A 21,311-nucleotide genomic window follows, 5' to 3' on the forward strand; every position below is an offset into this window, starting at 1 on the left:
CCGTTGTCGTTTAGCACAGCTCGAGCTGGAGGTTGTTATCGGTAATGACCTTCAGCACGCCCGTCGGGGGCAGCACGTCGGTATAGACCGCATCGACCATGCTGATGCTTCCCATGTTGACCATCGCGTTACGGCCAAACTTAGTATGGTCCACCACCAGCATCACGTGGCGTGAATTCTCAATGATCGCGCGCTTGGTGCGCACTTCATGATAATCAAACTCCAGCAGCGAGCCATCGCTGTCGACGCCGCTGATGCCGAGAATGCCGAAGTCGAGACGGAACTGCGAGATAAAATCGAGGGTAGCTTCTCCGATGATCCCGCCGTCGCGGCTGCGCAGTTCGCCGCCGGCAAGAATAATGCGGAAGTCCTCTTTCACCATCAGCGTGTTGGCGACGTTAAGGTTATTGGTCACAATCCGCAGATCGTTGTGATCGAGCAGGGCGTGCGCCACCGCTTCCGGCGTGGTGCCGATATCGATAAACAGCGTCGCCCCGTCCGGGATCTCGCTGGCCACCCGCCGGGCGATACGCTCTTTCTCCGCCGTCTGGGTCGCTTTGCGATCGTGCCAGGAGGTGTTCACCGAGCTGGAGGGCAGCGCCGCGCCGCCGTGGTGGCGGAGGATCATTTTCTGTTCGGCTAAATCGTTCAGGTCGCGGCGGATGGTCTGCGGGCTGACCGCAAACTGCTCAACCAGCTCTTCCGTGCTGACGTAACCCTGTTTTTTTACCAGCTCGATAATGGCGTCATGACGTTGTGTTTGTTTCATGAAATATCCCTGGAAAAATGTCGCCTACCCGACCCCTGTCGGTAAGTCTTTATGCGCGTTTTCGCCCATGCAAGGTATCGACAAACGCCATCGCCAGACCGGTCGCCAGACCAGCCACGTGCGCGCCGTTGGCGATCGCCATGCCGAAAACATCAAACCAGCCAGCAATTAACCACACTAAAGAGAAGAGTATTAACCCGCGCTGCAGATAAATACCGCTCTGCGGATCGCGCTCGCCCCGCAGCCAGACATAGCCCATCAGCGCGTAGACCACGCCCGACAGGCCGCCAAACCACGGGCCGCTAAACTGGTGCTGCACAAAGCCGCTCAGTAGGGCGCTGATGACGGTGATCACCACCAGCTTGCCGCTGCCGATGCGCTTTTCCACCGCGCCGCCGAGATACCACCACCATAGCAGGTTGAAGAGAATATGCATCAGCGAGAAATGCATGAAAGCATGGCTGAAATAGCGCCAGGCTTCGAACTGCAGCGAAGGATCGTAGGGCCAGGCCAGCCAAATCATCACCGGCTGATCGCCCACCAGATTTTGCAGGATGAACACCGCGATGCAGATTAGCAGAATCGCCCAGGTGAACGGGCCGGCGTTATGCCGCAGCGTGGCAAAGAAAGGAAAGCGCTGATAGCGCAACCCGCTATTGGTCTGTCCGGACTGCCAGCTCGCCGCCAGATAGCGCGGGTCCGCCGGGTTTTCGAGAAAACGCGCCAGCTCAGCCCTGACGCGCCCGGCCTGGCTCTCATCAGCCAACCAGACGTCGCTCTGGGTGTGCTGCTGGATAGTCAGGATAATCCCCTGCGTCGCCATATAATCGACAAACGCCTGGGCCACGCGCGGGTTGGCAAAAGAGGTAATCATTAACATGCAGCGAATCGCTTATTCCACACAAAGGGAGATAGTATACCTGCCAGTCGTTAAAACGTCCCGTGCGCCACTTCCGCCGGGAAATGGCGATGCCAGGCGTCGAACCCGCCGTCAACGCTGTAGACCTTATCAAACCCCTGCTGCAGCAGATATTGCGCGGCGCCCTTGCTGCTGTTGCCGTGATAGCACATCACCATCACCGCCGTGTCAAAGTCGTGGTCACGCATAAACGCGCCCAGCGTATCGTTGGTCAGATGAAACGCGCCCGGCGTATGGCCCATCGCATAGCTTTGCGGATCGCGGATATCGACCAAAACCGCCGTCTGCTGATGCAGTTTCTGGTGCGCTTCTTCAACGTTGATACATTCAAACTGTTCCATGGTTCTCTTCTCTTACTCGTCATGACGGGCGATGGCCGGCCCAATTTTACCCTGTAGTGTACCGTCAGGCGGTAAAGAAACGCCAATATGTTACACCCATCACTCCAAAATGTTTTTTTGATGTTACCAAAAGCGCGTTTGTTTGCTATAGTGAGCGATATCGAGCATTTGTGAGCTTAAACGAAAGTGTGAGAGGGTAAGAACGTGGAAACCAAAGATCTGATTGTGATAGGCGGAGGCATCAACGGTGCCGGTATCGCGGCAGATGCCGCCGGGCGTGGTTTATCCGTACTGATGCTGGAAGCGCGCGATCTCGCCTGCGCCACCTCCAGCGCCAGTTCCAAACTGATCCACGGCGGGCTACGCTACCTCGAACACTATGAGTTCCGCCTGGTCAGCGAAGCGCTGGCCGAACGCGAAGTGCTGTTAAAAATGGCCCCGCATATCGCCTTCCCGATGCGCTTTCGTCTCCCGCATCGCCCGCATCTGCGTCCGGCATGGATGATCCGTATCGGCTTGTTTATGTACGATCATCTGGGCAAACGCACCAGCCTGCCGGGATCCACCGGTTTGCGTTTTGGCGCAGAATCGGTACTTAAGCCGGAAATTGTGCGCGGTTTCGAATATTCCGACTGCTGGGTCGACGATGCCCGCCTGGTGCTGGCCAACGCGCAGATGGTCGTCCGCAAAGGCGGCGAAGTACGCACCCGCACTCGCGCCATCTCGGCAAAACGAGAGAATGGCCTGTGGGTGGTGGAAGCGGAAGATATTGATAGCGGCGAGAAGTTTACCTGGAAGGCGCGCGGTCTGGTCAATGCCACCGGTCCATGGGTCAAACAGTTCTTCGACGAAGGGATGCATCTGCGCTCGCCTTACGGTATCCGCCTGATTAAGGGCAGCCACATCGTGGTGCCGCGGGTACATACCCAGAAGCAGGCCTACATTCTGCAAAACGAAGATAAACGTATTGTGTTTGTTATCCCGTGGATGGATGAGTTCTCCATCATCGGCACGACGGACGTCGAGTATAAGGGCGATCCGAAAGCGGTGGCCATTGATGATAAAGAGATTAACTACCTGCTGAACGTCTATAACGCGCACTTTAAAAAGACCCTCAGCCGGGACGATATCGTCTGGACCTACTCCGGCGTCCGTCCGCTGTGCGACGACGAGTCGGATTCGCCGCAGGCGATCACCCGCGACTACACGCTGGATATTCACGATGAGAACGGCCAGGCGCCGCTGCTCTCTGTCTTCGGCGGGAAGCTGACCACCTATCGCAAACTGGCAGAGCACGCGCTGGAAAAACTGACCCCCTATTACAAAGGGATCGGCCCGGCATGGACCAAAACCGCGGTGCTCCCCGGCGGCGATATTGGCGGCGACCGCGACGACTACGCGGCAAAACTGCGCCGTCGCTTCCCGTTCATCAGCGAATCACTGGCCCGCCATTATGCCCGCACCTACGGGAGCAACAGCGAGTGGATCCTGAAGGAAGCCAGCGCCCTGAGCGATCTGGGAGAAGATTTTGGCCATGAGTTTTATGAAGCCGAGCTGAAGTATCTGGTTGAGCATGAATGGGTGCGCAGCCTGGATGACGCTATCTGGCGCCGTACCAAACAGGGCATGTGGCTGAATGGCGAGCAGCAGGCGCGCATCAGCGAATGGCTGGCGCAGCATGCGGGAAAGTCTGAGCTGTCGTTAGCGTCGTAACGCTGCCCGGCGGAAACGCCTGAGGCCAGGTTCAACCGCAATAATGAAACAACGGGGCCAAATGGCCCCGTTGTGTTGCGTTGACTGGCTTACAGCCTTACCGGGTCGATATGCCAGATATATTTCGCGTACTCCTGGATCGTCCGGTCGGAAGAGAAGTAGCCCATGTTGGCAATATTCAGCATCGCCTTATAGGCCCACTCTTCCGGATGTTGATACAGCTCGTCGACGCGATCCTGGCAGTCCACATAGCTGCGATAGTCCGCCAGCACCTGGTAGTGGTCGCCAAAGTTAATCAGCGAATCCAGCAGGTCGCGGTAGCGCCCCGGTTCTGACGGGCTGAAAACGCCGGTACCGATCTGCGTCAGCGCCTGGTGAAGCTCTTCATCCTGTTCGTAGTATTCGCGTGGTTTATAGCCGCTGCGACGCAGCTCCTCCACCTCTTCCGCGGTGTTACCAAAGATAAAGATATTCTCTTCGCCCACGTGCTCCTGCATCTCCACGTTCGCCCCGTCGAGGGTGCCGATAGTCAGCGCGCCGTTAAGGGCAAACTTCATATTACTGGTGCCGGAAGCTTCCGTGCCTGCGAGGGAGATCTGTTCCGACAGGTCTGCTGCCGGAATGATCAGCTGCGCCAGGCTGACGCTGTAGTTGGGGATAAAGACCACCTTCAGCTTGTCGCCAATCTGCGGATCGTTATTGATTACCGCTGCCACATCGTTGATCAGGTGAATAATATGCTTGGCCATGTAGTAGGCTGAAGCCGCCTTACCGGCGAAAATATTCACCCGCGGCACCCACTCGGCCTGCGGATCGGCTTTGATCCGGTTATAGCGGGTAATAACGTGCAGCACATTCATCAGCTGGCGTTTGTACTCGTGAATGCGTTTGATCTGCACATCAAACAGCGCCTTCGGATTCACCACCACATTGAGCTGCTGCGCAATATAGCTGGCCAGCCGCTGTTTGTTTTCCAGTTTAGCCTGACGCACCGCCTGGTTGACCGTCGGATAGTCGATATGCTGCTTCAGCTCGTCAAGCTGGCTCAGATCGGTCCGCCAGGTGCGGCCGATATGCTCATCCAGCACTTTCGACAGCGGCGGGTTGGCCAGCGCCAGCCAGCGGCGCGGCGTGACGCCGTTGGTCACGTTGGTAAAGCGCATCGGGAAAATTTTAGCGAATTCGGCAAACAGCGACTCCACCATCAACCGGGAATGGAGCTCCGACACCCCGTTGACTTTGTGGCTGACCACCACCGCCAGCCAGGCCATCCGCACGCGACGGCCGTTGGACTCGTCAATGATCGAGGTACGGCTGAGCAGCGCGGTATCGTTGGGATACTGCTCCTGCAGAGTCTTGAGAAAGTAGTCGTTAATCTCAAAGATAATCTGCAGATGGCGCGGGAGAATTTTACCCAGCATATCCACCGGCCAGGTCTCGAGCGCTTCGCTCATCAGGGTATGGTTAGTATAGGAGAAGACCTGGCAGGTCACCTCGAACGCCTCGTCCCAGCTGAATTTATGCTCATCGATAAGCAGGCGCATCAGCTCCGGTATCGATAGCACCGGGTGGGTATCATTCAGATGAATGGCAATCTTGTCCGCCAGGTTGTCATAGGTCTTATGCAACATGTAATGGCGGCTCAGGATATCCTGCACCGTGGCCGAGACGAGGAAATACTCCTGGCGCAGGCGCAGCTCGCGGCCGGAGTAGGTTGAGTCGTCCGGATAGAGCACGCGGGAGACGTTTTCGGAGTGGTTCTTATCCTCGACCGCGGCGAAATAGTCACCCTGGTTGAACTTACCGAGGTTTATTTCGCTACTGGCCTGTGCGCTCCACAGACGCAGCGTGTTGGTGGCGTCAGTGTCAAAGCCGGGGATAATCTGGTCGTAGGCTTCAGCGATGATCTCTTCCGTCTCAATCCAACGGGTTTTCTTCCCCTCCTGCTGAATGCGGCCGCCGAAGCGCACTTTATAGCGGGTATTGTGGCGCTCAAACTCCCACGGGTTACCGTACTCCAGCCAATAGTCAGGGGACTCTTTTTGCCGGCCATCGACGATATTCTGTTTAAACATCCCGTAGTCGTAGCGGATCCCATAGCCGCGTCCCGGCAGGCCTAGCGCCGCCAGGGAGTCAAGGAAGCAGGCCGCCAGGCGGCCCAGACCGCCGTTGCCAAGCCCGGGGTCGTTCTCTTCATCGATCAGCTCTTCGAGATCGAGCCCCATCTCCGCCAGCGCGCTGCTCACATCGTCATAGATGCCGAGCGACAGCAGGGCATTCGAGAGGGTACGGCCGATCAGGAACTCCATCGACAGATAGTATACCTGGCGCACTTCCTGCGAGAGCTGCGCGCGGTTGGAGCACAGCCAGCGCTCCACCATGCGATCGCGAACGGCAAACAGCGTGGCGTTAAGCCATTCATGCTTGTTGGCGATGGCCGGATCTTTGCCGATGATAAACATCAGCTTATAGGCAATAGAATGCTTTAACGCCTCAACGCTCAGCGTCGGTGATGCATAGCTAAAGGGTACATTCATAACAATGACTCCAGTGGTTACATCAAGCGTTGATAAAGTTCGCGATAGGAGTTCGCGGCAACCTGCCAGCTAAAATCCATATTCATCGCCTGACGCTGCACATAGCGCCAGAGCGACGGGCGCGACCAGAGGACAAAGGCGCGACGAATAGCGCGCAGCAATGACAGCGCATTGCTGTCCTCAAAGACAAAACCTGTCGCCAGACCATCGGCAAGGTTCTCCAGCGAACTGTCTGAGACCGTGTCCGCCAGACCGCCGGTGCGGCGCACCAGCGGCAGCGTACCGTACTTCAGACCGTACAGCTGGGTCAGGCCGCAGGGTTCAAAGCGGCTCGGGACCAGAATGACGTCGGCGCCCCCCATAATGCGGTGGGAGAAGGCCTCATGGTAGCCAATCTGCACGCCCACTTTGCCTGGATGTTCGGCGGCGGCGGCGAGGAACCCTTCCTGCAGCACCGGATCGCCGGCGCCCAGCAGCGCCAGCTGGCCGCCCTGCTCAAGCAGGCCCGGCAGCGCTTCGAGCACCAGATCCAGCCCTTTCTGGCTGGTGAGACGGCTGACGACAGCAAACAGCGGCGCTTTATCATCGACCTTCAGGCCCATGGCGATCTGCAGCTGACGCTTGTTCTCCGCCTTCTCCTCCAGCGTGTCGCGATCGTAGCGCATCGGCAGCAGGAGGTCGTTTTGCGGGCTCCAGATACCGTCGTCAACGCCGTTGAGAATTCCCGACAGCCGTCCTTCATGATGGCGCTGACGCAGCAGCCCCTCCATGCCGTAGGCGTACTGCGGCTCGGTGATCTCGCGCGCGTAGGTCGGGCTCACCGCCGTAATATGATCGGCGTAGTAAAGACCGGCCTTCAGAAACGAGATCTGGCCGTTAAACTCGAGGCCATGCATGTTGTAAAACGACCACGGCAGTTCGATATCATTCATATGCCAGGAGTAAAACATCCCCTGATACGCCAGGTTATGCACGGTAAAGACCGATTTAGCCGGGCGGCCGCGCGCCGCCAGGTAGGCCGGCGTCAGGCCGGCGTGCCAGTCGTGGGCATGGACCACATCCGGACGCCAGAATGGATCCAGTCCGCTGGCCATTTCGCTTCCCACCCAGCCCAGCAGCGCGAAGCGCAGAACGTTGTCGGTATAAGCGTGCTGGTTGGTATCGTGGTAAGGGCTCCCCGGCCGGTCATAGAGATGCGGGGCGTCTATCAGATAGATCCCCACGCCGTTAAAGTGGCCGTACAGCAGCGTGATCCGCCCGGCGAACGTATCCCGGCGGGTCACCACCTGGGCATCCACCACGCCGCGGCGGATATCAGGAAACGCCGGCAACAGCACGCGCGTATCGATACCCTCCGCGATTTGCGCCGCCGGCAGCGCGCCGATGACGTCCGCCAGACCGCCCGTCTTTAACAGCGGGAACATCTCAGAACATACATGTAAGACCTGCATTAGCGCTCCTGTTTGTGCCCCAATTTCCGCAGCATGTCGCGGGTCACCAGCACGATACCTTCCTCTGAGCGATAGAAGCGGCGTGCATCCTCTTCCGCGTTCTCACCAATCACCATACCTTCCGGGATGACGCAGGCGCGGTCAATCACGCAGCGACGCAGGCGGCATGAGCGCCCCACCCAGACATCTGGCAACAAAACTGCCGAATCAATGTTACAGAATGAGTTCACCCGCACGCGCGGGAACAGCACCGACTGCACCACCACCGACCCGGAGATAATGCCCCCCCCGGAAACCAGCGAGTTCAGGGTCATGCCGTGGCTACCGGAGCGGTCCTGCACGAACTTCGCCGGCGGCAGCGATTCCATATGGGTACGGATCGGCCAGTTCTGGTCGTACATATCCAGCTCCGGCGTGACTGACGCCAGATCGAGGTTGGCCTTCCAGTAGGCTTCCAGCGTCCCCACGTCGCGCCAGTACGGCTCGGCGTTCGGGTCGGACTGCACGCAGGAGAGCGGGAAAGGATGTGCATAAGCCATGCCAGCTTCAGTGATCTTCGGAATGATGTCTTTGCCGAAATCATGGCTGGAGTTCTCGTTGCGATCGTCTTCTTCCAGCAGCTCATAAAGATAGGCGGCGTCAAAGACATAAATGCCCATGCTGGCCAGCGATTTGGTCGGGTCGGTCGGCATCGCCGGCGGGTTGGCGGGTTTCTCGACAAACTCAATGATCTTTTCGTTTTCGTCGACCGCCATGACGCCGAAGGCGGATGCCTCTTCAATGGGCACCGGCATGCAGGCCACGGTGCAACGCGCCCCTTTTTCGACATGGTCGATCAGCATGCGCGAGTAGTCCTGCTTATAAATATGGTCGCCCGCGAGGATCACCACGTACTCGGCCTTGTAGCGGCTGATGATATCCAGGTTCTGCGTCACCGCATCCGCCGTGCCGCGATACCAGTTTTCGCCGTGTACGCGCTGTTGAGCCGGCAGCAGATCGACAAACTCGTTAATCTCTTCGCTGAAGAAAGACCAGCCGCGCTGGATGTGCTGCACCAGCGTATGCGACTGATACTGGGTAATAACGCCGATGCGGCGGATCCCTGAGTTAATGCAGTTAGATAATGCGAAATCGATAATACGGAACTTGCCGCCGAAGTGAACGGCAGGTTTCGCACGCTTAATGGTGAGATCCTTAAGCCGGGTGCCACGGCCGCCCGCGAGGATCAACGCCACGGATTTGATGGGTAATTGACGCGCCAGCATCAGCGGATCGTTTTTTTCAAGCCTAACCATGATTAACTCCTTTTTACACCCCCGCTTTCCTGCTCATCCCGCCGCGCCGCCGCCACGGGTTTACCGGAAGCTTCAGGGCTTACGACCTTTGAAATACGCACACTCCGTGCGCGGGCCCATGCCAGACAGCCATGATGACCGGATTATCCTCTCCGGCGAATGGAGGAACGGCGCGCCATTCCCCCTCGGGTAAAACCATATCGACCACCTCTGCGGTGGCGTTCAGCGTGAGCAGCCAGCGATCCGACAACTGGATTTGCATACACGCTGCCCCCTGCTGCCACTCCCCGGCAGTCAGCGGCTGGGCATTGCGATTAAGCCAACGGACGCTGCCATCCCCCTCCTGCCACCAGCGGTTGCGGGTGAGCGCCGGAATGCGCCGGCGCAGGTGGATCAGCGCCGCGGTAAAGGCGGTTAATCCCGGGTTCGCCTGGCGCCAGTCCAGCCACGTCAGGGCATTGTCCTGGCAGTAAGCATTATTGTTGCCGTGCTGGCTGTGGCCTTGCTCATCGCCCGCCAGCAGCATCGGCGTCCCCTGAGCCAGCAGCAGCGTCGTCAGCAGCGCATGCACGCTGGCGCGTCGCCGTTCAATCACCGCAAAATTAGCTTCTAATCCTTCTATACCATGATTGTTGCTGTAGTTATTGTTAGTCCCATCGCGATTCTCCTCCCCGTTTGCCTCATTGTGTTTCTGATTGAAACAAACGCAGTCGCGCAGCGTGAATCCATCGTGGGCCGTCACCAGGTTGACCGTCGCCGATGGCGGCTTGCCATCACGGGCAAAGAGATCGCTGGAGGCCGCGAAGCGTTGCGCGAAATCCCCCAGGGAGACGTTTTGCTGCAGCCAGAAGCGGCGGGCGCTATCGCGAAAATGGTCGTTCCACTCGGCGAACAGCGGGGGAAAATTGCCCACCTGGTAGCCCCCCGGGCCGATATCCCAGGGTTCGGCGATCAGTTTCACCTGCGACAGCACGCTGTCGTGGCGGATAGCCTCGAACAGTGGCGCATCCTGGCGGAATTCCGGCGTCCGCCCCATCACTGAGGCGAGATCGAAGCGAAAACCGTCGACATGGCACTCATCCACCCAGAAGCGCAAACACTGGCGCGCCAGTTCCACTACCCCCGGGTGGCTGAGATTGAGCGTATTCCCGCACCCGGTCCAGTTGTGATAATCGCCATCTTCCCTTACCCAATAATAGCTACGGTTGTCGATTCCGCGCAGGGAGACGGTGGGACCTTCAAGATCGATTTCCGCGCTATGGTTGAGCACGATATCCAGAATCACTTCGATACCGGCGGCGTGCAGCGCTTTAACCGCATCGCGAAACTCATCCAGGGCGCGCGTCGGATCGCTGGCATAGCGCGGATCCAGCGCGAACCATGCCAGCGGGTTGTAGCCCCAGTAGTTACTCAACCCCATCCGCTGCAGTCGCGGCTCGCTGGCGAACTGCGCCACCGGCAACAGCTCAAGGGCGCTAATGCCCAGCGATTTGAAGTAAGCGATCATTACCGGGTGGCCCAGCGCCTTATAAGTTCCGCGAATGGCTTCCGGCAGCTGCGGATTAAGCAGGGTGAGCCCTTTCACGTGCGCCTCATAAATCACCGTTTCCCCCCACGGGGTACGCGGCGGTTGATCGCCCAGCCAGTCGTAATGCAGATCCACGACCTGCGATTTTGGCGCTATCGCGGCGCTGTCGCGATGATCCGGCTGCCACATTCCGCCGTGCAGGCGTTCGTCGTCCGGCAGCTCGCCTTCCACCCGGTGCGCGCAGGGATCGAGCAGCAGCTTGGCCGGGTTAAAGCGGTGTCCCTGCGCCGGATCCCAGGGACCATGCACCCGGTAGCCGTAGCGCAGGCCCGGCCCGACGCCAGCCAGCCAGCCGTGCCAGATATCGCCGCTGCGCGCCGGGAGATCGAAGCGTTGCTCGTTGCCCTGCTCGTCGAACACGCACAGCTCCACCCGCTCCGCGTGGGCGGAGAAGAGGGCGAAGTTCACCCCTTTGCCGTCATAGCTGGCGCCCAACGGCGCAGGTTTGCCTGCCGCGAGATTGGTCATTGCGCCTCCCGGACCAGCCAGATCGTCGCCAGCGGCGGCAGGGTCAGGGACAGCGAATGTTCGCGACCGTGGCTGGGGATAGCATCGCTTTCCACCACGCCGCCGTTGCCCTGGTTGCTGCCGTGATAGTGCATTGAGTCGGTATTCAACGCCTCGCGCCAGCGGCCCGGCTGGTTGATGCCGAAGCGGTAGTCGTGGCGCGGTACCGGCGTGAAGTTGCTGGCGACGATAATCTCGTTCCCGGCCCGGTCGCGGCGCACAAAGACAAACACCGAGCGCTCATGGTCGTCGACCACCAGCCATTCGAAGCCGTACGGGTCGAAATCCAGCTCGTGCAGCGCCTTATGGTGGCGATAGGTATGGTTCAGGTCGCGCACCAGCCGCTGGACGCCGTGGTGCCAGTTGTCGCCGCCCTCCAGCAGATGCCAGTCGAGGCTGGTGTCATGGTTCCACTCGCGGCCCTGAGCAAACTCATTGCCCATAAACAGCAGTTTTTTCCCCGGGAAAGCGAACAGCCAGCCGTAGTAGGCGCGCAGGTTAGCGAACTTCTGCCAGGCATCCCCCGGCATGCGGTCGAGAATCGATTTTTTGCCGTGCACCACTTCATCGTGGGAGAGCGGCAGCACAAAGTTCTCGGTGTAGTTGTAGAGCATGCCGAAGGTCATTTTGTCGTGATGGTAGCGGCGATGCACCGGATCGAGCTTCATGTAATCCAGGGTGTCATGCATCCAGCCGAGGTTCCATTTGAACCAGAAACCGAGGCCGCCGCCGGCTGGCGGACGGGTTACCCCGGCGAAATCGGTGGACTCTTCCGCCATGGTGACCGCGCCCGGCGTCTGTTCGCCAAGGATGCGGTTGGTGTTGCGCAGAAACTCAATGGCTTCCAGATTTTCCCGGCCGCCGTATTCGTTAGGGATCCACTCCCCCGCCTTGCGGCTGTAGTCGCGATAGATCATCGAGGCCACCGCGTCGACGCGCAGCGCATCGATGCCGAAGCGTTCGATCCAGTACAGCGCGTTACCCACCAGGTAGTTGCTGACTTCCCGACGTCCGTAGTTGTAGATCAGGGTATTCCAGTCCTGGTGATATCCCTCGCGCGGATCGCTGTGCTCATACAGCGAAGTGCCGTCAAACGAGGCAAGGGCAAAATCATCCGCCGGAAAGTGGCCGGGCACCCAGTCAAGAATGACGTTCAGCCCGGCGGCGTGCGCGGCGTTGATAAAGTAACGGAAATCGTCACGAGTGCCGAAACGGCGGGTCGGCGCATAGAGGCCGGTAGGTTGATAGCCCCAGCTGCCGTCGAACGGGTGTTCGTTAACCGGCAGCAGCTCGAGATGGGTGAAGCCCATCCATTTCGCGTAGGGGACCAGCTGGTCGGCCAGCTCGCGGTAGCTCAGCCAGAAATTATTGTCGGTATGGCGACGCCAGGAGCCGAGATGCACTTCATAGATAGAGATCGGGGCATCAAACTGGTTCGCCGCTCTGCGGTCCGCCGGCTGTTCCACTTTGGGCGGCAGGTCGCAGATAAGCGAGGCGCTTTCCGGACGCATTTGCGACTCAAAGGCATAAGGATCGGCTTTGACCCGCAGGTGGCCGTGGGCGTCAATCAGTTCGAATTTATACAGCTGGCCATTGTGCGCGCCGGGAACGAACAGCTCCCAGATCCCGGACTCTTTGCGGAATCGCATCGGGTGGCGTCGGCCGTCCCAGTAGTTAAACTGCCCCACCACCGAGACGCGGCGGGCGTTCGGCGCCCACACCGAGAAACGGGTGCCGGTAACGCCGTCCATGGTGGCGGCATGCGCGCCCAGCGTTTCGTAAGGGCGCAGGTGGGTCCCTTCCGACAGCAGCCAGACGTCAAGATCCTGCAGCAGCGGACCAAAGCGATAAGGGTCATCAATCAGATTCTGCTGTCCGTGCCAGGTGACGGCCAGCTGATAGCGAAAGGCGTTTTTACGCCGCGGCAGAACGCCGCTGAAAAAACCACGCGAGTCGAGGCATTCGAGCTTGCCGACTTTGCGTCCGGTTTTTGGTTCAATAACCCACACATCGGTGGCATCGGGTAATAATGCGCGCACTTCCAGCCCGGCGTCGGTACGGTGCATGCCGAGCACGGAAAAAGGGTCCGCGAAATGACCGGCGATTAGCGCATTAATCACGTCTCTATCGATATGATTAGACATGCTTTCATCCTGTTGTAAGTGTCGCTCATTCCTGTAACTGGCGACTTTTTTGACCTGAACGGCGCAGCGCTTTTTGCATCCTTCTGCTCCGTCCCACCTTCAGGTAAGGAATTCCTTACTTAAAGCATAGCCAAGGCTGAGTTACCTCCGTGGGGAAAAATCTAACATCCGCGTTTACTCCCGTATTACGCAAAAAAAAAGGGGGCTCGAAGACTCCCTTTCTGTTCATCCTGCGCTTACGCCAGCTGGCGAAGCATCCGGCGCAGCGGCTCGGCGGCGCCCCACAGCAACTGGTCGCCAACGGTAAAGGCCGACAGGTATTCCGGTCCCATATTCAGTTTACGCAGGCGTCCGACCGGGGTGGTCAGGGTGCCAGTCACCGCGGCTGGGGTCAGCTCGCGCATGGTAATGTCGCGATCGTTCGGTACCACTTTGGCCCACGGGTTGTGCGCGGCCAGAAGCTCCTCAACGGTCGGGATAGAGACATCTTTTTTCAGCTTGATGGTGAACGCCTGGCTGTGGCAGCGCAGCGCACCAACGCGGACGCACAGGCCGTCTACAGGGATAACGGACGAGGTGGCGAGGATCTTGTTGGTCTCCGCCTGACCTTTCCACTCTTCGCGGCTCTGGCCGTTATCCAGTTGTTTGTCGATCCACGGGATCAGGCTGCCCGCCAGCGGAACGCCGAAGTTATCCACCGGCAGCTCGCCGCTGCGGGTCAGCGACGTCACTTTGCGCTCGATATCCAGAATGGCGGAAGCCGGGTCCGCCAGCTCTGTCGCGACGTGGTTGTGCAGCTGGCCCATCTGGCTCAGCAGTTCGCGCATATGACGCGCGCCGCCGCCGGAGGCCGCCTGGTATGTCGCCACGCTGACCCACTCCACCAGATCCTGGGCAAACAGGCCGCCGAGGGACATCAGCATCAGGCTGACGGTACAGTTGCCGCCGACAAAGGTTTTTACGCCGTTGTTCAGGCCGGCGGTGATCACGTCCTGGTTAACCGGGTCGAGGATAATGATCGCATCGTCCTTCATGCGCAGCGAAGAGGCCGCGTCAATCCAGTAACCCTGCCAGCCGCTTTCGCGCAGCTTCGGGTAAATCTCGTTGGTGTAATCGCCGCCCTGGCACGTGACAATAATGTCCAGTGCCTTCAGCGCGTCCAGATCGAACGCATCCTGAAGCGTGCCACCGGTGCTACCGCCGAATGACGGCGCTGGCTGTCCCAGCTGGGAGGTAGAGAAGAACACCGGGCGAATGGCGTCGAAATCGCGCTCTTCAACCATGCGTTGCATGAGAACAGAGCCGACCATTCCGCGCCAGCCGATAAAACCAACATTTTTCATAACGTATTCCTGCGAGGTGTGTGCTGTTTGTGCCTGACCAGTTTCCAACTGGATTATCCCTCACCTTACAAAATGCAGCTAAAGTCGCAAGTGAAATTAATCAATGATTGCTGAACAATCAGAAAAGCAACTTATCCTGCGCATTGTCCACCGTCGCTGGTCGTCGTCAAAAGCGCAATGATTATCGGGGAAATCACCCAGGGAATGGAACATTTTCCGTTGCGATTTTATTGATCCTGATTATGGATTAAGCACGAAATCGGCTGATTTTCCCCTTGCCAAAAAGAAGCAACAAACCCAGGTGCAGCAAGGCTTGCCGAAGGATACGAGTATCGTCGTAGCGCTAATAAGGGCGAGGAGCCGGAAGAGAAAAGAGGGAAAAAGCGCGGCTTATTGCCGGGAAGCCAGGGTAAACGGCGTTACCCTGGCTTTTGGCCTCCCGCGAGCGGGTGACGAACAGACTTAGCTCAGAAGCTGGAAGGCAATCATGCCGACAATCGCCCCGGTGGTGCCGAGGATGGTTTCCATCATCGTCCAGGTTTTCAGCGTCTGGGCTTCGGTGGCGCCGGTAAATTTACCGAACAACCAGAAGCCGGCGTCGTTCACGTGGCTCACCACAATCGAGCCGCCGGCGATACAGATAGATAATGCCGCCATCTGCGCGCCGCTGTAGTTCAGCTGCTCAATCACCGGCATCACCAGGCCGACAGCCGTCAGGCACGCCACGGTGGCAGATCCCTGGATGATACGCACCGCCGCCGCCAGCACGAAGCAGGTAATGGCGATCGGCAGCCCCATACCGGTCAGCGCTTCACCAAGCGCCGGGCCGACGCCGGAGTCAACCAGCACCTGCTTGAAGACGCCGCCAGCCCCGATCACCAGCAGGATAATTCCCGCCGGCTGCAGCGCATGGCCGCAGATCTCCATTACCCGGTCTTTCGCCATCCCCTGACGTACCGCCAGGCCGTAGATCGCCACCAGGCAGGCCACCAGGATCGCGGTGAACGGGTGACCGATAAATTCGAACCATTCGTAAGCGGTAGACCCCACCGGTACAAAGCGCGCGGCGATGGTTTTCAGGCCTACCAGCACCAGCGGTAGCAGGATCAGCGACAGGCTGAAGCCGAAGGAGGGCATTTTGCCTTCGCCGAGATGCGGCTCGGTCACGTCTTCAGGAATATGCAGCTCAACGTAGCGGCTGATGAAGTTGCCCCACAGCGGCCCGGCGATAATCATCCCCGGAATTGCCGCGCACAGGCCAATCAGGATCATCCAGCCAAAGTCGGCGTGCATTTGCGACGCCAGCAGCATCGGCGCCGGTCCCGGCAGCAGGAACGCTGCGGCGGCGGCCACCCCGGCAAACAGCGGGATCACCAGCTTCACGAGGTTAGTGCCGGTATGGCGCGCCATCGAGAAGGCGACGCTGATCAGTAGTACGATCGCCACTTCGAAAAACAGCGGCAGCGCGCAGATGAGGCCGGCGAGACCAATCGCATAGTGCGCGCGATTGTGGCCGAAGGATTTGAGCATCTTGACGGCAATCTGATCGACCGCCCCCGTTTCATGCAGGATCTTACCGAACATCGCGCCCAGCGCGACGACGATCGCCAGGAAGCCCAGCGTACCGCCCATCCCCTTCTCCATCGTCGCCGCGATTTTATCCAGCGGCATGCCGGAGAAGAGACCTGCACCAATAGAAACCACCATCAAAGCCACGAAGGCGTGCATCCGCGCCTTCATGACTAAAAACAGCAGCAGCAATACCGAGCCGACAGCTGTTAAAACAAGCGTTAAAGTACTCACTAGTGACTGCCTTTGTTGATCACCTCAATGGTGCTGGCCACCACGCCTTCCAGCGGCTGGTCGATATCGACGATAAGCACATCGCTCTCGTCGGCGCCTGGTTCCTGCAGCGTTTCAAACTGCGTCACCAACATTTGGGTTTTGAAGAAGTGCCCTTTACGCGCCTTCAGACGGTTTTCGATCACCTCGAAGTCGCCTTTCAGGTAGATGAAGGAGAGGTTCGGGTTGCCCTTGCGCAGAATGTCGCGATAGCTCTTCTTCAGCGCCGAGCAGACGATCAGCGACACCTTATTGGTACGCTGCATGGCAAACGCGGCGTCATTTAACGCCTGCAGCCACGGGGTACGGTCGTCATCGTTGAGCGGCTCACCGGAAGCCATCTTGGTGATATTGCTGCGCGGATGCAGAAAGTCGCCGTCGAGAAACGCGGCATGCAGCTGATGCGCCACTTCGCTGGCGACAGCGGATTTTCCGCTGCCGGAAACGCCCATCAGAACGTAGACGTGGTGATCATGATTAGTCGTGCTCAAAGCATCCTCCCACCGGACAGGTACGCCGCGCCGTGGCTGACTCATTGAGCGCGAAGGCGGCATATCGGTTAATTGTTACGGGTAACTGTTATCGGTAACATTGTCATGCCGGACCTGTGGAGAAGCAATATCCATTCGTGCCAGATGTGAATATGTGTGATCTACTTCAAACTTGTCAGTTTAAATTGATCCGCCCGGTGACAATGTGAAACCTAAATCTAACATCTTAGGGGTAATCGCTTCGCCACGAATGCGCGCCAGCAGACGTTCGGCGCCGATGCGCCCCATCCGCTCACGCGGAGTCAGGACGCTGGCCAGCCGCGGCTCCATCACCTGGCCGATATCGTGGCCGTGGAAACCGGCAATTGCCATATCATCGGGGATCTTCAGCCCCAGGCGCTGGCACTCAAAGGCCGCGCCGACCGCGAGGTCATCGTTGGTGCAAAAGATGCCGTCAAGCTGCGGGTATTCGCGACGCGCCTGGCGCATCAGCTCAATCCCGGATGAATAGGACGAGGACTGCTCCACCATCACGCTGTAGGGCGTCATGCCGGCGTCGAGCATCGCCTGCTCGTACCCCTTCTGTTTGATGATAGTACGTTCATCAAGACGCGCCCCCAGATAGGCGACGTGGCGGTGGCCGCGGGCGATGATCGCCGCGGTCATCTGCCGGGCAGCTTCAAAGTTATCAAACCCGACCGCAATATCGAGGCATGGCGACCGGCTGTCCATCAGCTCCACCACCGGAATGCCGGCGACTTCAATCATCTTCAGGGTGCGGGGCGTATGGGTGCGTTCGGTGAGGATCAGGCCGTCAATGTTCCAGGAGAGCATTGATTCGAGGCGTTTCTCTTCCATTTCCGGCTTGTAGCCGTAGTGCGCCAGCATGGTTTGATAGCCGAAGGCGTCGGTGACGCTTTCAATACCGCGCAGCACTTCCGAGAACACCTGGTTGGTTAACGATGGCAGCAGCACGCCAATCGCGCGGCTGGTGGCGTTGGAGAGAATGTCAGGGGCGCGATTGGGAATATAACCCAGTTCATCGAGAGCAACGGCAATCTTGCCACGCAGCGCTTCGGAGACCTGCTCCGGGTTGCGTAAATAGCGACTGACCGTCATTTTGGTCACGCCGACAAGATCGGCTACATCCTGAAGTACGGGTCTTTTCTTTTTCATCGTCCTGACTGTGATCAACGGGGAAACATTTTCTCAGTTTATCACGGACAAAGCGCAACCTTCCCTCATGTTAGGGAAGGTTGCGCAATTTATTTATACCCATCATAGTTCAAGTTGCATGCACGTTGGCTTTCCTCGCTCACCCCAGTCACTTACTTATGTAAGCTCCTGGGGATTCGCTGCGTCGCCGCCTTCCTGCAACTCGCATTATTTTGGGTATAGACTACCTCAGATAACTATCAAACCGGCGGCAGATCGAACAGCAGGATTTCGCTATCGCTGTCGGCATGAACCGAAATCGCCTGCTCATCCCAGATGGCCAGACCATCGCTGGTGGTAGCTTTGGTACCGTTGATGGTCACTTCGCCTTTGACGACCTGGATCCAGACGCGGCGTTCCGCAGCAATCTGGTGAACCGACTGCTCATCTTTCAGCAGCGCCCAGCGATACAGTTCCATATCCTGGTACACCTTCAGCGAGCCATCTCGCGCATCCGGCGACAGCACCAGCTGTTTGCCCTGGGCGGCGTCGAAGCGGCGCTGCTCGTAGCGCGGGGTAATGCCGGTTTCTTCCGGAATAATCCAGATCTGGTACAGACGCAGACGATCGGTTTTGCTCGGATTGTACTCAGAGTGACGCACCCCGGTACCCGCGCTCATGATCTGAAACTCGCCCGCCGGCACCTGCTCTTTGTTGCCCATGCTGTCCTGGTGCTCCACCGCCCCTTCCAGCACATAGGTCAGGATCTCCATGTCTTTGTGCGGGTGGGTACCAAAGCCCTGACCGGCGTCGATGACATCATCGTTAATCACCCGCAGGGCGGAGAAGCCCATAAAGTTCGGGTCGTAATAGTTGGCGAAAGAGAAAGTATGCCAGGAATCCAGCCAGCCATGGTTAGCATGGCCACGTTCGTTCGCTTTGCGTAAGTAGATCATGTTGCACCCCCATATGTTTTCGATGGAGTCAGTGTGGACCCATTTCGCTAACGATCATAGAGGGTGAAAATTGACTCCTCTGTTCAAAAAATATGAACAAGCGCAGAGGAGCCGATTGGGCTTATTTCACCAGGGTAATAGTGGCCGGTGATGGCTGCTCAAAGCCGCGCTGCAGGATCTCCATATTGGTAAGAACGTCAGATTCCTTGACGTAATTTGGCTGGCCGTTGACGAGGGTATCGTACAGCGCGTCGTATACCCGGCCATAGTCGCCGCTCTCCAGCGGGACCGCTTCGCGCACTGTCTCCCCCGCGTCGTTGACATACACCAGCTCGCCGACGCTGTCATCCGCGCCAAAGCCCGGCTCGCCCGGCATGATATTGGCTTTCAGGCTGGTTTCCTGCTGGTCGATACCATATTTCACAAACGAGCCTTTATGGCCGTGGACGATGAATTTCGGGTAGTCGATCTGCACCAGATGGCTGGTCTTAACGATAGCCTTCAGATCGCCGTAGAACAGCTGGGCCTCAAAGGTATCGTCCGGGTTAGCTTTGTTGCGCAGCGAGCGCAGATCGTAAGCAACATGGTCCGGGCGGCCGAACAGCGAAATAATCTGGTCCAGGGTATGTACGCCAAGGCCATAGAACTCGCCGTTTTGCGGACCGCCAGGGTTGGTCTCCGCCAGCGGGCGGTAGTTGTCAAAATGGCTTTCGATCTCCACCAGTTCGCCAAGCTTGCCGCTCTCAATCACCTTCTTGGTGGTCAGGAAGCAGGAGTCGAAGCGGCGGTTCTGGTAGGGCGTCACCGTCAGGCCTTTGCTGTTCGCCAGCGCAAACAGGGTTTTGGCTTCCTCCAGCGTCGGGGTGAACGGCTTTTCCACCAGCACATTTTTCCCCGCCTCCAGCGCCTTTTTCGCATATTCAAAATGGCTGTCGGCATGGGTGCAGACCACCACCAGCCTGACCTGCGGGTCGTTTAATACTTCATCGAGATCGCTGGTGAAATGGATGTGGGAATACTGCGGCGCCTGCTCTTCGGGCTTCGCCCGACGGCGGTAGATGTGCGCCACCTGCCAGCGGTCCTGGCGGTGTAATACGTAAGGAAGATGGTAGCGGGTGGTGCTTTTGCCGAAGCCAATAAATGCGCAGTGCAGAGTCATAACGCTGTCCTTAGTGAATGAACTACCTTCAACCATAGCGCAAGCCGGGACATGACTTCATCCTCTCAGTCCGTTTTCCGTGAAGATTCGTAAAAAAAATAGGTAGTGCACTACTTATACGTAATTATTAATAACTACTTGATTAATAAGTGATTAAATCACCACTTTCCGGCTAAACCTCTTGATCTCAATGGCGAAACTGCGGATAAGTGGAGGGCAAACCAGGACGTTGCTGATGACTAACGGAGTAGCCAGCCGCTGCTAATGGACAAACAGTATATCGCCTTAAACGGCGCCCTTTTTTTCTGGCTTCTCGCGCTGATCGCCTGGTCTGTCAATGCGATCGTGCCGGCGCGCCTGGCGGCCGCCTGCGCGCTGGTTGCCTTCCTCCTCCATAGCCAACGGAACAAGATTAACCCAATGTTTATCAAGAAAAATAAAACGGAACCCCAGACTTCAGAAGTGGTCACGCCTCCGGCAAATAACCCAGAATCCCCAACGGTCGCCAGTAAAAAACAAGAGACCACGGTCATTGCCAGCGGGGTGCATTTCGTTGGCAATATTGTCGCCAGCGGCCATGTCTATATTCACGGCCAGCTTACCGGCAACATTGAGGCTAAAGAACATCTGATTAAGGTGATGCGTGAAGGCCAGGTGGAGGGCAACATCAGCTGCCGGGAGCTGATTATTGACGGCAAGGTGCAGGGCCAGTGCCGCGGCGACAGCATCACCATTGAGGAACACGGCAATCTGGATGGCACCCTCGCCTATCGCTCGCTGGCGATTAAAAAGGGCGGCCAGTTCACCGGCAGCGCCGAGGTGCTGGCCGCGGCGGAAAGCAAAAGTCATCTCATCGGCCTGGTTGCGGAAGACGGCGTGACGTCCGCCAGGCCGCAAAGCGCCTGAGGTTGCAGCAAAAAAAAAGCCAGCACCCGGCTGGCTAAAGTAATACTGGAAGCAATGTGAGCAATGTCGTGCTTTCAGGCTTTCCGCAAGGGTCTTCCTGAATGCAGGACAATAATAATCATTCTCATTCGCACTTGTCTATCTTTTTTTTGCAAAAAACGGCATTGACTCCCCGGCTGCCGTCAGAGATGGTGA

General features: G+C 58.1%; 16 protein-coding genes and 1 pseudogene. 3 read left to right on the top strand and 14 right to left on the bottom strand.

All coding sequences use genetic code 11. The features are described from left to right. Positions 1–10: 10 nt before the first annotated feature. The 3 genes from MKS11_RS20735 to glpE are packed head-to-tail and all read right to left on the bottom strand — an operon-like array spanning position 11 to position 2,029. Positions 11–769, bottom strand: coding sequence for a DeoR/GlpR family transcriptional regulator (locus MKS11_RS20735; RefSeq protein ID WP_032456686.1), 759 nt, complete (start codon positions 767–769; stop codon positions 11–13). 49 nt (positions 770–818) lie between these two features. Further along, entirely contained in the window at positions 819–1,649 is an 831-nt protein-coding gene (gene glpG / locus MKS11_RS20740) for a rhomboid family intramembrane serine protease GlpG (protein ID WP_017899968.1), read from the bottom strand. A gap of 50 nt (positions 1,650–1,699) precedes the next feature. After that, complete coding sequence (gene glpE, locus MKS11_RS20745; protein ID WP_004202138.1) at positions 1,700–2,029, bottom strand: thiosulfate sulfurtransferase GlpE; 330 nt, start codon at positions 2,027–2,029, stop codon at positions 1,700–1,702. 204 nt (positions 2,030–2,233) lie between these two features. Between glpE and glpD the strand changes: the two genes are divergently transcribed. After that, positions 2,234–3,742 carry a glycerol-3-phosphate dehydrogenase gene (gene glpD / locus MKS11_RS20750; protein ID WP_004202136.1) on the top strand — a complete coding sequence of 503 codons (1,509 nt, stop codon included), beginning with the start codon at positions 2,234–2,236 and terminating at the stop codon, positions 3,740–3,742. A gap of 89 nt (positions 3,743–3,831) precedes the next feature. On the opposite strand, the gene glgP is transcribed toward glpD, so the two are convergent. The 6 genes from glgP to asd form a co-directional block, all read right to left on the bottom strand. After that, on the bottom strand, positions 3,832–6,279 hold the full coding sequence (glgP, locus tag MKS11_RS20755; RefSeq protein ID WP_284109679.1) for a glycogen phosphorylase: 2,448 nt from the start codon (positions 6,277–6,279) through the stop codon (positions 3,832–3,834). A 17-nt stretch (positions 6,280–6,296) separates the two neighbouring features. After that, positions 6,297–7,730: a glycogen synthase GlgA gene (gene glgA / locus MKS11_RS20760; RefSeq protein ID WP_004202133.1), complete on the bottom strand. Its 1,434-nt coding sequence runs from the start codon at positions 7,728–7,730 to the stop codon at positions 6,297–6,299. Continuing rightward, on the bottom strand, positions 7,730–9,025 hold the full coding sequence (glgC, locus tag MKS11_RS20765) for a glucose-1-phosphate adenylyltransferase (protein WP_284109680.1): 1,296 nt from the start codon (positions 9,023–9,025) through the stop codon (positions 7,730–7,732). Before glgC ends, glgA begins: the two co-directional genes overlap by 1 nt. Positions 9,026–9,104: 79 nt before the next feature. Further along, positions 9,105–11,081 (bottom strand): glycogen debranching protein GlgX, encoded by a 1,977-nt coding sequence (glgX, locus tag MKS11_RS20770; protein ID WP_065697487.1) that lies wholly within the window; start codon positions 11,079–11,081, stop codon positions 9,105–9,107. Next, positions 11,078–13,264, bottom strand: a complete 2,187-nt coding sequence (gene glgB, locus MKS11_RS20775; protein ID WP_004202131.1) for a 1,4-alpha-glucan branching enzyme — start codon at positions 13,262–13,264, stop codon at positions 11,078–11,080. The genes glgX and glgB overlap by 4 nt, the downstream gene beginning before the upstream one ends. 236 nt (positions 13,265–13,500) lie before the next feature. After that, positions 13,501–14,607 (bottom strand): aspartate-semialdehyde dehydrogenase, encoded by a 1,107-nt coding sequence (gene asd / locus MKS11_RS20780; protein ID WP_049093784.1) that lies wholly within the window; start codon positions 14,605–14,607, stop codon positions 13,501–13,503. A 103-nt stretch (positions 14,608–14,710) separates the two neighbouring features. On the opposite strand from asd, the pseudogene MKS11_RS20785 reads away from it, so the two are divergent. After that, positions 14,711–15,073 (top strand): annotated as a pseudogene (locus tag MKS11_RS20785) (hypothetical protein). On the opposite strand, the gene gntU reads toward MKS11_RS20785, so the two are convergent. From gntU to MKS11_RS20810, 5 genes are all read right to left on the bottom strand, one after another. Further along, positions 15,070–16,410: a gluconate transporter gene (gntU, locus tag MKS11_RS20790; protein WP_032454241.1), complete on the bottom strand. Its 1,341-nt coding sequence runs from the start codon at positions 16,408–16,410 to the stop codon at positions 15,070–15,072. The pseudogene MKS11_RS20785 and the gene gntU overlap by 4 nt on opposite strands. Beyond that, a complete protein-coding gene (gntK, locus tag MKS11_RS20795; RefSeq protein WP_004202126.1) occupies positions 16,410–16,940 on the bottom strand; it encodes a gluconokinase in 531 nt (176 codons plus the stop codon). The genes gntU and gntK overlap by 1 nt, the downstream gene beginning before the upstream one ends. 180 nt (positions 16,941–17,120) lie before the next feature. Then, complete coding sequence (gntR, locus tag MKS11_RS20800) at positions 17,121–18,116, bottom strand: gluconate operon transcriptional repressor GntR (protein ID WP_002920777.1); 996 nt, start codon at positions 18,114–18,116, stop codon at positions 17,121–17,123. A 239-nt stretch (positions 18,117–18,355) separates the two neighbouring features. Further along, positions 18,356–19,051 (bottom strand): pirin family protein, encoded by a 696-nt coding sequence (locus MKS11_RS20805; protein WP_002920779.1) that lies wholly within the window; start codon positions 19,049–19,051, stop codon positions 18,356–18,358. 121 nt (positions 19,052–19,172) lie between these two features. Continuing rightward, entirely contained in the window at positions 19,173–20,210 is a 1,038-nt protein-coding gene (locus MKS11_RS20810) for an oxidoreductase (RefSeq protein WP_049004487.1), read from the bottom strand. 264 nt (positions 20,211–20,474) lie between these two features. Here MKS11_RS20810 and MKS11_RS20815 point away from each other — a divergent pair, with 264 nt between their 5' ends. Further along, on the top strand, positions 20,475–21,116 hold the full coding sequence (locus tag MKS11_RS20815; RefSeq protein WP_101865664.1) for a polymer-forming cytoskeletal protein: 642 nt from the start codon (positions 20,475–20,477) through the stop codon (positions 21,114–21,116). The last annotated feature ends 195 nt before the right edge of the window (positions 21,117–21,311 follow it).

This window comes from Klebsiella sp. K5-45 (assembly GCF_030128605.1).
In the GTDB taxonomy this organism is placed as follows: Bacteria; Pseudomonadota; Gammaproteobacteria; order Enterobacterales; family Enterobacteriaceae; genus Klebsiella; species Klebsiella quasipneumoniae.